This window comes from Capnocytophaga sp. oral taxon 902 (genome assembly GCF_013394735.1).
GTDB lineage: Bacteria > Bacteroidota > Bacteroidia > Flavobacteriales > Flavobacteriaceae > Capnocytophaga > Capnocytophaga ochracea.
The window spans coordinates 664,241-676,265 of sequence record NZ_CP058261.1 but is presented as its reverse complement, the minus strand read 5'-3'; the positions used below and the strand labels follow the sequence as shown (position 1 = coordinate 676,265).

Here is a 12,025-nt window from a genome sequence, read left to right as displayed (position 1 = left end):
GTTTAGATAACTGCTAATACGTCGTTTTCACGCATAATAAGGTAGTCTTTACCTTCTAATTTGAGTTCAGTACCGGCATATTTGCCATAGAGTACTGTATCGCCTACTTTTAGGGTTACAGGGTTATCTTTAGTACCTGCTCCAACGGCTACAACCGTACCTTTTTGAGGTTTTTCTTTTGCAGTATCAGGGATGATAATACCTGATGCGGTAGTAGTTTCGGCCACTGCGGGCTCAATCACTACTCTATCAGCTAAAGGTTTAATATTCAATTTTGCCATTATTTGTTTAGTTTTTAGTTATTTTTTTTGTTTAGAAAATAGGAATTAGGTGTTAGGGAATTACATCGCCCGCGCCCCCTTCGAAAGGGGGATGTGGGGATGTTATCTAACCTTTTCATTCAAGTATTTTAATTCCTTTTATAAAAAATCGAAGAGGATATTTCAGAAAGTATGCCAATCTGTAAAAACTGACTTTTTGTCAGTTTAGTTACCTGTATTAGAAGATGTGGCAGGAGTAGCAGGCATTTGAGTAGCATTGTTGGCAGGTGCTTGTTGGTTAAGAGGGTTTTCTACAGGGGCAGTAGGGGTATTGCCATCGAGCAGTTTAGAATCGGCATTTACACCGGTATTGCCTTGTAGTAAGGTGTTGGCGATAAGGATAAGCACTCCTAAAGCAGTAGCAAAAGTCCAAGTACTGCGTTCGAGGAAGTCGCCTGTTTTTTTCACGCCACCTACTACTTGAGTATTGCCACCGAAAGTAGAAGAGAGTCCGCCTCCTTTAGGGTTTTGTACCATAATTACTAAAGCGAGTAGCAAACATACTACCACGATAAGCACTAAAAAGATGTTGAATGTAGTCATTTCTCTATAAATTAAAATAAATTATTTTGTTGTAGTTTTTTGATATTTTCTATTTGGGCTGCAAAGTAAGCACTTTTTTCTGGATTTTTCAAAATTAATATTTCATACGCTTGTATAGCTTGCTTAAATTTGCGCTGATTTACATATACTTGTGCCAATGTTTCGGTCATTAATTGTTTAGGGTCTGAGTTTACATCATCGGCTAAATTTACGTTGGATACATAGTCTTTGGAGGCTTCAATCTTAGGATTGTTCTCCAAAAACTTATCAATGAGTTTGAACTTCTCGGCTACCTTGTCGTCTTTATAAGAAACTTCGGTATGGTCATCGGAGATGTTTTCTAACCATTGAGAGATATTGTCAGTATCAGTTTTAGGTTTTTCTTCTTTTTTAGGTTCAAAAGCATCGGCTAACTCTTGGTGATTTACCAAATCTTCGGGGAAAATAGGTTCTTCGAAAATAGATTCGGGTACATTAGGGCGATACAAGCGCGGTTCGTGGTCGATGTAACTTACCTTAGGAGGTGTATTCTCAGTTTCTTCGGCTTCTTTGCGTTCTCTCGCTTTGCGAATACGTTCAAAATCACGGCGTAGGGCTGAGAAATCAGGGATAATACTTTTAGAATTAATAAAGTCGAATAATACTGAGCGGTCGGTTACGTGTACCGCAGCGAGTTTTAAGGCTTTGTTGTACTTGTAGTTTCCTTCGGAATGCAATATTTTGAGTTGTAACACCCTTGCTGCTTGGAAATAAGGATATTCCTTCACTATCTCGTCGAGTTCATATACTTGATCATCGTTAATAGTGTAGGGATGCCTAATAATCTCTATGAATTGTTTTACTGTCAATCTTACCTTATTGTCTTTACCTAATTGCTACCAATCTGCCAATGAGGCGTTGAAAATATCTTGGGTGATACGCTCGAATATCTGTGGAATAGCTTCGCCTTTTACCGAGTTGAATTGTGTAGCAGCAGGATAATCATAGTAAAAAGAAAAGCGTTTTTCAAAGTCTTTTTTATCTTCTTTATGATTAGTAAAGCGCACATTTACGCCTATGGTTACACGGTTTTGGGCAGCGGTTTGTCCTGCGGTAGCCGTCATAGGGGTAATGTTAAACTCTACGATTTCGCCTTCGTACACAAGGTCGCCATTGCGGTCGGTAAGGCTGAGGTTGGTTTGGTTGTTAATCAAATCTTGTAGGGCGATGGTAAAATCGCGGTCGAGGCCAGGTTCTACCATGGGAGCATCGTTGCGAAAGAAGTTTACTTGAAAAGTCTTTGCATCGCCTGTACTTCCTCCTGTAAAGTTGTAGATACCACAACTTATAGCGGTGAAAGCCAAGAGTATATATAAGATATATTTCATTTTACCAATCAATTAGCGGGCAAAGATACGAAAATAATTACGAATGACAAATTACGAATGATGAATTTTTTTACAAGCGTTTGAGGGCTTGCTTGATAATTTCTTCTACTGAAAGCTCTTCGCTGCTTGATTTGATAATGGTATCGACTACTTTTTCGGCTTGTTTGCGCATAAAGCCCAATACTTCTAAGGCGGCAAGCGCTTCTTCTTTGTGGGTGCTTACGGCGTTCATTGGCACCTCTTCAAAGTCTTGGAGCTTGAGCATTTTATCTTTTAAGTCTAATATTACCCGTTGGGCTGTTTTAGCACCTATACCTTTTACTGCTTGAATGGTAGCAACCTCGCCATTGATGATAGCACTGCGCACTTGAGCAGCGGTGAGCGATGAGAGCATCGTGCGGGCAGTGCTAGCACCTACTCCTGATACCGAAAGAAGCAATACAAACACTTCGCGTTCGGCTTTGGTGAGGAAGCCATAGAGTGTGTGGGCGTCTTCTTTTATTTGCAAATAAGTGTATAGTTTAATAGCTTCGCCTTCGGGTAGTGCTGAATAAGTATTTAAGCTGATATTTACGAAATAGCCCACCCCGTGGCAGTCGATTACTACGTGAGTAGGGTTCTTTTCTACGAGTTTTCCTTGTAATTGTGTAATCATTAGTTTAATTTGAAGATTGAGTAGTGCAAAAGTACAAATAATTAAAGAATTAGCAAATTAGAAAATGAGAGAATTAGAAAATTAGCAAATGGGGTACTAGTTAAAAGCTTGAAATAGAAGAGATTAACTTTGCCAAAGGTGCGAGCCGCACAGGCAGTCGTAGCACGACGGGCTGTTAAATTAGCAGATTAGCAAATGTGGAAATTAGCAAATGTAGAGGATTGAGGGGTTCGGAAGAGAACGAAGAAGTTCGGAAGAGGGGAGGGAGAGTTTTTGATGAAAAAAGGCTATTAGAAGGGTGTGGTTAGCTTATAGAGAGCTTATAGGAAGCTTATACGAATCTTGGACGATTGGTATAGAAAGGGTATATAAAGAGTTGATTCATAATATGATACAACAGTGCAAAAAATACTAAAAACGGGGTTTCGAGGCGAAAGAAAGAGAATCCTCATCCCGTCCCTCTCCCAAGGAGAGGGAGAATGTAGTGACGGAAAAGTCGAAGGTAATGTGGTGAAAATATTTTCCTTTACATATACTTCGCTCTCGCGGTGCACATACCCAGCTGTTGCTGGTTATCTTCAAAGAGGGAATTAGAGACGGAAAGGTTAAATATATTTAACTTTGCCAAAGGTCGTAGGACAACAGACAATTAGGGGAAGACGGATATAAATTGGTAAATTGATAAATTAACAAATTAGCAAATAAATAAATTGGGTTATCGGCATATGATGGTAATGGCTCTTTCTTCGCCTTTTTCGTTGATGATACGCAGGGTGTGATTGCCTTTTGGGGCAAAGATATTCATTTCGTGAAAGGTTTCGGTGGTGCCGAGAAAAGAATCGTCTAAATACCAAAAAACCTTGCCTTCGCGATTGGCAGCCTTTGCTGTAAAGGGTTGTTGCTCGCCTCCAAAAGTTTTAGTGGTGTAGAGTACGCTTTGGTGTTTGGGGTAAACGAAATCTAAGCCTCTTTGCAGATTGCCTTGTGTGCAATCGGGACGTAGGGGGGAAGTGGCTTGTAGTGAATGTGTTGCTGTTTGTAATACCATTCCATTACGGGAGGTAACACGAACCACGCTTTGTTTACAATGTTTTGTGGAGATTCGCACGAGGTGTTTACTTGGTACTGCTCATCACGGTCGAGGTGTACGAGCTTATGATAAGGACATTGCCCCACTTCCTTAGGAGCGAGAGTGCTGAGTACTGTTTGCTTAGGGCATTCGGGTTTGGCAAGGAAACCAGAATTGGCACAGACGGATACCTCGCGCAGGTCGTCTAAGGGTTCTGAAAACCACGAAGTAGGAGGGAGGGCGTTGAAGATACTGAACATTACCGGAGCGGCATAGGTAGCCCCTGTGAGGGTGGGACGTCCTTCGCCTGTGGCATTGCCTACCCACACAGCCACCACATATTGAGGCGTAGCACCAATCGCCCACGCATCTTTATTGCCAAAGCTGGTACCCGTTTTCCACGCTATCTTGCGCGACGACTCGTAGTAGCGCCACGCTATATCATCGGTAGGGCGGTTCACTTCCTTCATTGCACTAAACATCTTGTAGAGCGCTCCCGCCCTGAGTGTAGGTAGTTCGCGAGTGTTTTTTCCGAAATCTAAGGGGGCAGTATCGGTATAACGCAAGTGCTGAAATTCCTTAGTACGATAGTGCTGAGTGCGCGCAAAGACTTCCGTTTCCGAAGCCAGATTGGTATACGCCTGTGCCAAATCCCACAGATTGCTCTCGGCACCTCCGAGGATAATGGAAAGACCATAATGGTCGGGGTGGCGGTTGATGTTTTTCAGTTGCAAGTGTTGTAAGACATCGTAGAAACGATAGGTAGTAAACTGCTTTAAGAGCCATACAAATGGAATGTTTAGCGATTTGGCTAAAGCCATATCGGCAGAGACAGCACCTTCAAAACTATTGCTAAAATTCTGAGGTGAATAGCCTCCTATTTGAGTAGGAACATCGGGTACTAACTGGGTGGGGAGGAGTTCTCCCTCGTGCAACATCGCTGCATAAAGAAAAGGTTTGAGCACACTGCCTGTACTGCGAGGTGCGTGCACGATATCCACATCTTTTTGATGGTCGGTATCGGTAGGGGTATTGCCTACGTAGGCGAGCACTTTTCGTGTTTTCACTTCTACCACCAAAGCTGCCATATTATAGATTTCGGATTGCGAGTAGTGGGTGTAATACCCTGCTACAAGGCTGTTTACCTTCTCTTGCAAGTTTAACGACACCGTAGAGCTAATACGCTCGCCTTCTTGGGTTTTAGAAGCAAAAATAAGCAGGTGAGGTGCAAGTTGTGGAATAGGGTGAGGTTCAGCAGGAAGAGGTTCGAGAAGTGCCAAATCGTATGTTTCTTTATCGATGATATTTTTAAGGAGGAGTTTGTAAAGCAACGCATTGCGTTTCTGCAAGAGACGTTCTTGGTTCTTACCAGGAAAGATAAGGCTGGGTGCATTAGGGAGGACTGCCAGCGTAGCCGATTGTGCCCACGAAAGCTGATGAGGAGCGACACCAAAGTAACGCCAGGCTGCCATATCGAGTCCCACAACGTTGCCACCAAAGGGCGCGTGAGAGGCGTAGAGTTTGAGGATACTCTCCTTAGAATAGCGGAACTCCAACCGGGTAGCCCATATCATTTCGATGAGCTTCTCGAAATAAGTGCGCTGTTGGTGCTCACGAGCGATGCGTATCACCTGCTGGGTGAGCGTACTGCCCCCGCGCTGTACTTTACCACTGCTCACATTGCGATAGAGAGCCTTGACTACCGATATGGGATTTACCCCCCAATGGTAATAAAAATGAGCATCTTCGAACTGCAATACCGACATTTTAAAGCGGTAGGGCACACTGTCTACTTCGGGGAAGCGCCATTGTCCGTCGTTTGCAATCTTAGCCCCAAGTAATTTACCCTCGCTACTTTCCAACACCGTAGCATAAGGTTGTGGGAAGAGCTGACGAGGCAGACAGAAAGCATACCACACAAAGCATAGCACTGCTATCGCTGTTTTGATAGGGTGGTGGCGGAGTTTTTGCTTTGTTAAGAAAAGGATATGTAAAATTTTATTTTTCAATTGTTTTTGCGTCACGGATTTTGTAAAAGCCTAAGAGACTTTGATAAAGAGTTTTTAAAGTCTCTCACGGATTACGCGGAAGCCCCCAAACCCTCGAAAGGGGACAATCCACGAAGGGATTTATAATTAGTGTTATATATTGAAATACTATTGATTAACGCTATCATAACACGAATAACCTCTAAAAAATCGGGCAAATGTAACATAAAAAAATGAGATAGAAGTCACAAGGCTGTTGAAAAATGGCACGTTAATTGCTCTTTGGCACATTAATTTATTGTCTTATTGACAGATTAACACGTTAATATATGAAACATTTAAGTATTGTTATTATCTTTTTTTCGTTATTAGTAAGCCCTATAGTAGGGGCTCAAACTGCTGAACTACCTTTCAAAGGAGGAGAATGGTTGCGTTTTAAAGTAAAATATGGTGTATTTAACGCCAGCATTGCTACAATGGCAGTTAATGAAGAGATGTATAACGGCGAAAAGGTGTTTCACGCAGTGGGTAAAGGTGCCACTACTGGTTTGGCACGTATATTTTTCAAAGTAGATGATACTTATGAGAGTTATTTTGGCATAACAGATGGCAAACCACGACTTTTTATAAGAAATATTTACGAAGGAGGATACACTAAATACCTCAAAATGTATTTTAATCATACCAGCAATAAGGTAAAAATAAATAATGTAGAAAACGGTAATATTACCGAAATAAACTTTCAGCCAGGTTTACACGATGTAATATCAGCGTTCTATGCACTTCGTCATCACCCTAATATCGAAAATATGAAAGTAGGGGGGCAGATATCTATGGATATGATTTTTGATGATGACGAGGTATACAAGTTCAAACTAAAACTATTAGGTCGCGAAAAAGTAAAGACACATTTTGGTACGGTTAATACCTTAAAGTTCTGTCCATTAGTACAAGATGGGCGCGTGTTTAAGGAAGAAGAAAGTATCACGATGTGGATTACCGACGACAAGAATAAAGTGCCTGTGAAGCTAAAAGCTTCGTTGCGTGTAGGTTCGTTGGTAGCTGAGCTTGATGGCTTTAATAATCTTAAAAATGACACAAATTTGAAAAAAAAGAAATAATTGTGTAGTTAGTTTATTTTTTTTACGTATATTTGTCGCCTCAAAGCGGAAGTAATCAAAAATAAACAAATATACTATGAAAAACTTGTTTTTAGCAGTCTCTATTTTTCTTGTAACATTATCGTATGGGCAAGATGCGAATGTAAAAAAACTCATCAAACTTGCCGAGAAGGGAGATGTACAAGCACAAACTGAATTAGCTGATGCTTATTTTAAAGGAAAGGGCGTAAGGCGCTCTTATCAGGAAGCCGTAGTATGGCTTGAAAAAGTAGCCGAGACAGGCGATTTAAATGCACAATACCAGTTGGCACAATGCTATTTTAACGGTAAAGGCGTACCAAAATCACCACAAAAAGGAGTGGAATGGCTCACCAAAGTAGCCGATGCGGGTAACCCCGAAGCACAACGTGAGTTGGCACTATGCTACCGCGATGGTAAAGGCGTAGAGCAATCGAAAGAGAAGTATTATGCACTTATAGAGAAGCACGCTGAGAAAGAGAACCCTGAAGTGCAGTTAGACCTTGCTAAGGCGTACCACTCAGGTGAAGGAGTTACTAAAGATGTGAATAAGGCTAAATATTGGGCAGAACAAGCTTCAAAAAACGGCAATTCAGAAGCTGAGATGCTATTAGCTTCTTGGACATATGAAGTCAATGCATCAAACCCAGAAGCTATAAAGCGTTTAACCCAAGTGGCTAATAAAGGTAATACCGAAGCACAAAGAATGCTTGCCGATGCTTACTTAGAAGGTAAAGGCGTAGAAAAATCGGAAGCTAAAGCTATTGAAATGCTTGAAAAAGCAGCCAAAGGAGGCGATGCTGAAGCAATGTACCAATTAGGAAACTTTTACTTCTATGGCAACAGTCCGCTTATAGGGAAATACTACAAGAAAGCGATTAATTACTATACCCAAGCCGCTAACAAAGGCAATGCAGCAGCACAAGCACAATTAGCACTTTGCTTCTACAATGGCATAGGCACCAATGCTTCCCCGAAAGATGCTTTCAGTTGGATACTCAAATCAGTAAATACCAATCCTACTCCTAAAGCGCAAAATAACTTAGGGGTATGTTATGCAGTGGGGATAGGAGCACACCCCTCAAATGCGCAAGCCTTAGAGTTTTTCCAAAAAGCTGCTGAAGCAGGTGATGTAACGGCGCAATACAACTTAGGAAATATGCTTTTGCAAGAGGGACAGTTAGACGTTAAAAAAGGCTTTGACTACCTCGAGAAAGCAGCTGCGGCTAATCATCTTTTAGCGCTTAAGAAATTAGGTGATTTATACTTCAACGGGAAATACACCAACCAATCGTTTGAACGAGCCTTTGAATATTATACTAAGGCTTCTAAACAAGCACCTACTCCACAAAAGGAAATGTTAGACTACTTCTACCAAGGACAAGAAGATGCGTATGCCGATGTGTTATACAATCTTTCACAATGCTATGCCGAAGGTAAAGGAGTAAAGAAATCGATGAGAGAAGCTAGCAAGTGGGCAGTAAAAGCTGCTGGGCTTTCTAATAAATACGCTTTTGATTGGCTTAATAAAATAGTTGAAAAGAATGACCCAAAAGAGAGTCCGGAAGTGATATTGGCAGTAGCTGATGGTTATTTCTATGCTAAAGGGACAAGTAAACAAAATGATAAAGCCTTTCCACTCTATGAAAAATTAGCTAAACAACAAGATAATACCACTGCACAAAAACGTTTGATGGAGTATTATTTTGAAGTAAAGAATCCAGATAAGAACGATGAGAAAGCAGTTTATTGGGCAGAGAGAGTGGCTAAGAAAGGAGATGCTTCTACTCAATTCAGCTTAGGAAAATACTATATGACAATGGTACCTGATGTGAAGCCACAACCGGCAACTCCAGCTTCTAAACCAACACCTAAGCAAACACCTAAAAAGCCAGCAGCTACCGCTACGCCTACTGTTGCTGTTACCTCATCACACAATATAGAGCCTAATAGTCCTGAAGCCGAAGCACGTGCTGAGTTACTTCGCAGACAAAGAGGAGGCAAGAGCATTTCTTCTGCTAAACAGCAATATGCTGTGAGAGCAAGTACACGACCTGCCGTAGCACAAAACGCTCCGAAAACGCCTATGAAACACCTCAATGAAACCAAAGGGATACATTGGCTTGCCAAAGCAGCTGACCAAAACAATGTGGAAGCGCTTAATGAGTTAGGCTCTTATTATTTTGAGAAGCAAAACTTTGGTCAGGCATTGGCTAACTTCCAAAAGTCGGCACAACGTGATTACGCTCAAGGACAATACAACTTAGCTAACTGTTATTACAATGGGAATGGTATAGACCGTTCGTATGAGAAAGCCGCTAATTACTACAAATTATCTGCACGTAAGGATTATGCTCCTGCGCAATTCCGTTTAGGGCATTGCTATTATCACGGTGAAGGCATAGAACAATCGGATAGTAGGGCTGCCGATTGGTTTGAACAGGCTTGCGATAACGGTGAGAAGAAAGCTTGCGATATGCTGAAAGTAGTTACCGCTAAAAAGTAAACTCTCCTTTTTCAAATAATAAATGCGGAAAGAGCTGTCTTATTAAGACAGCTCTTTTTGTTATTTAGAAAAAGTGTTATGTAAGGAGGAGTACCTATCCAAAGGGTTACTTTGGTAAAGTAGTGTAACCGCAAAAGTGTTTGAATATTAATAAATTGTTACATTGAACTGAGATTATTTTACAGTAAGTGCTACGCTGAATATGCCTGCTACTAATATCAATTTAAGCATATTGTGGAGCAATGCATAATGTTTTTGGTCTTTACTTCGCCAAAGAAGATATACAAAAATACATAAATATATAAGCATAAACCATAGGAAATAGGTTAGGTTTCCTATCGAAAAATAATTGAGCAATATGTAAATAGGTAAGGCGCACAACACAACGCTTAGGGTAATGAGCTTTCTGGAGAAGGACTCTCCATATACTACGGGTATAGTAGCGTAGTTATGAGCCAAATCTCCTTTAATATTTTGTAAATCTTTAATAAATTCCTTGATAAGGATAAGCAAAAAGATGAGTAGGGCGTGTACGAAAATTATCACCTCGAAGTTGCGGTAATACACAAAGATAGCAAAGAAGGGTATAATAGCTAATATTGCGGAAGTGAGGTTGCCAAAAAATAATAACTTCTTGATACGGTGAGAATAGAGCCACATTGTGAAAATATATCCTGAGAAGAAAATTACTGCTCTGAATGATACATAACTGGCTACAATTACTGAAAGGAAGTTAAGCAAAAAGTAAAGAGTGAGTTTAGTATTTTGACTTACCAGATGGTCTATCATTGTTTTGGTGGGCTTATTGATAAGGTCTTTTTCTTTGTCGTAAAAACCATTGATAATATAGCCCCCTGCGATAGCCAAGGCTCCTGCAATGACGAGCATCAGTAAAGAATCGTCAAAAATTACCTCACGCCAAGGTTTATGCGAAAGCACAAAGATAGCAGCTAAATATTGGGCGAGGCATACTATCATTATATTATAACCTCGTACAGCCGAAAAAATTCCGATGAGCTTTAATAAGGTAGTTCTCCTCATTATGTGTATGTTTTGTGCTTGTTAGCCGTTACCTATAGATAGAGAGCCGTTGTCCTACACGAATATTACTACCCTTGATACGATTCCAACGTTTGAGATTAGAAACCGTTACACCGTGTCGTGTAGCAATCTTTCCTAAATTATCACCTTTCTTTACTGTGTAGACTGTTTTCTTAGAAGATCTGCCTCCTGCATATTGGTCGCCTTTTACTACTTGAGGGAGAGGTTGCTCACGGTTTGCTTTCTCTTCATTAAGGTAAGCATAGATAGCCTCTTCGTTAGCTACAAACTTACCTATCTCGGAAATAGGTAAGCGCACGGCGTAGTTACGACCTTCAACATAAGGGACAACATCTAATTGATAGGAAGGGTTAAAAAACTGAATATCTTTTACGTCCATACCTGTAATATCGGAAATGTCTTTAAAAGATATAGCTTGCTTTACGCGGATAGTATCGGTTTCGAAAACGTGATTAGCGCGCTTTTGAGGTTTGAAGCCGTGTTCTTTGGCATATTCAAAAATATAGAGAGTTGCCAAGAAAGCCGGTACATATCCAGCGGTTTCTCTGGGAAGATAAGGGCGCAAATTCCAATAGTTAGTCTTGCCATTGGAACGGCGAATGGCTTTGGTTACATTACCTGGTCCTGAATTGTAAGCGGCGAGTGTTAAATCCCAGTCACCAAATATTTTATAGAGTTCATTTAGGTATTTTGCAGCTGCTTTGGTAGAGCGAATGGGGTCACTACGCTCATCAACATAGTTATTTACTTCTAAGCCATAACCTTTGCCTGTACTGTACATAAACTGCCATAAGCCTGTAGCCCCTGCACGCGAACGAGCCTTAGGGTTTAGAGCCGACTCGATAATGGCTAAATACTTCATCTCCAAAGGAATCTTTTGATTACTCATCTCTTGTTCAAACATCGGGAAATAATAATCACTAAGAGTCATTAGGCGCTCTAAAGAAGAACGGCGATTTTTGAGGAACGACTTGATTACCTGTTCCAAGATAGGATTATACTCTACATTGAAAGGAGTTTTCTGGTTAAGTTTCTCTAATCGTTTTTTGAGGACTTCAGTGGGAAGTTCGTCGTAGGTTACATCGGTGGGGGTAGTAGCAATATCTTCACTCATTTGCTCGAATAAATCGGAATTAGAGAGTTCTTTTAGCCATTTTTCATCGTATTTTCTTGCCTTAGGGTTATCGTTTAGTTTGCGAAGAGCTTCGCGTTTGTTGTTAGCAATAGTTTGATTGATGGTATCTTTGGAGAACGAGCTCTGTGCTTCAACGGATAAATTACCGATTAAAAAACAAAAAAGAGTTCCCAATGTATATTTTTTAAGTGTCATATTATTGTTGAGTGTTTTTTAACTTAGATTTAGCAAGGGGACAAAG

The 12,025-nt window shown here is 40.7% G+C and carries 9 protein-coding genes and 1 pseudogene; 2 read left to right on the top strand and 8 right to left on the bottom strand.

Going from position 1 to position 12,025, the window contains the following annotated elements; translation table 11 throughout:
- Window positions 1-2: 2 nt before the first annotated feature.
- From groES to pbpC, 6 genes and pseudogenes are all read right to left on the bottom strand, one after another.
- Entirely contained in the window at window positions 3-281 is a 279-nt protein-coding gene (gene groES / locus HW278_RS02870; protein WP_002673428.1) for a co-chaperone GroES, read from the bottom strand.
- Between the two features lie 204 nt (window positions 282-485).
- Entirely contained in the window at window positions 486-863 is a 378-nt protein-coding gene (gene secG, locus HW278_RS02865) for a preprotein translocase subunit SecG (protein WP_002673422.1), read from the bottom strand.
- An 11-nt stretch (window positions 864-874) separates the two neighbouring features.
- Window positions 875-1,711, bottom strand: coding sequence for a hypothetical protein (locus HW278_RS02860; protein WP_012797056.1), 837 nt, complete (start codon window positions 1,709-1,711; stop codon window positions 875-877).
- Between the two features lie 27 nt (window positions 1,712-1,738).
- On the bottom strand, window positions 1,739-2,230 hold the full coding sequence (locus HW278_RS02855; protein ID WP_178976871.1) for an LptE family protein: 492 nt from the start codon (window positions 2,228-2,230) through the stop codon (window positions 1,739-1,741).
- 70 nt (window positions 2,231-2,300) lie between these two features.
- On the bottom strand, window positions 2,301-2,885 hold the full coding sequence (gene ruvA / locus HW278_RS02850) for a Holliday junction branch migration protein RuvA (RefSeq protein WP_178976870.1): 585 nt from the start codon (window positions 2,883-2,885) through the stop codon (window positions 2,301-2,303).
- Between the two features lie 715 nt (window positions 2,886-3,600).
- Window positions 3,601-5,978, bottom strand: a pseudogene (gene pbpC / locus HW278_RS02845) (penicillin-binding protein 1C).
- Between the two features lie 293 nt (window positions 5,979-6,271).
- Between pbpC and HW278_RS02840 the strand changes: the two are divergent.
- Together HW278_RS02840 and HW278_RS02835 are read left to right on the top strand one after the other, a co-directional pair.
- Window positions 6,272-7,063, top strand: a complete 792-nt coding sequence (locus tag HW278_RS02840; RefSeq protein WP_178957685.1) for a DUF3108 domain-containing protein — start codon at window positions 6,272-6,274, stop codon at window positions 7,061-7,063.
- Between the two features lie 76 nt (window positions 7,064-7,139).
- Window positions 7,140-9,587: an SEL1-like repeat protein gene (locus HW278_RS02835; protein ID WP_178976869.1), complete on the top strand. Its 2,448-nt coding sequence runs from the start codon at window positions 7,140-7,142 to the stop codon at window positions 9,585-9,587.
- A 174-nt stretch (window positions 9,588-9,761) separates the two neighbouring features.
- Here the strand turns inward: HW278_RS02835 and HW278_RS02830 are convergent, their stop codons facing one another.
- Complete coding sequence (locus tag HW278_RS02830) at window positions 9,762-10,628, bottom strand: geranylgeranylglycerol-phosphate geranylgeranyltransferase (protein WP_178976868.1); 867 nt, start codon at window positions 10,626-10,628, stop codon at window positions 9,762-9,764.
- A gap of 28 nt (window positions 10,629-10,656) precedes the next feature.
- Window positions 10,657-11,979: a lytic transglycosylase domain-containing protein gene (locus tag HW278_RS02825; protein ID WP_178976867.1), complete on the bottom strand. Its 1,323-nt coding sequence runs from the start codon at window positions 11,977-11,979 to the stop codon at window positions 10,657-10,659.
- Window positions 11,980-12,025: the final 46 nt, after the last annotated feature.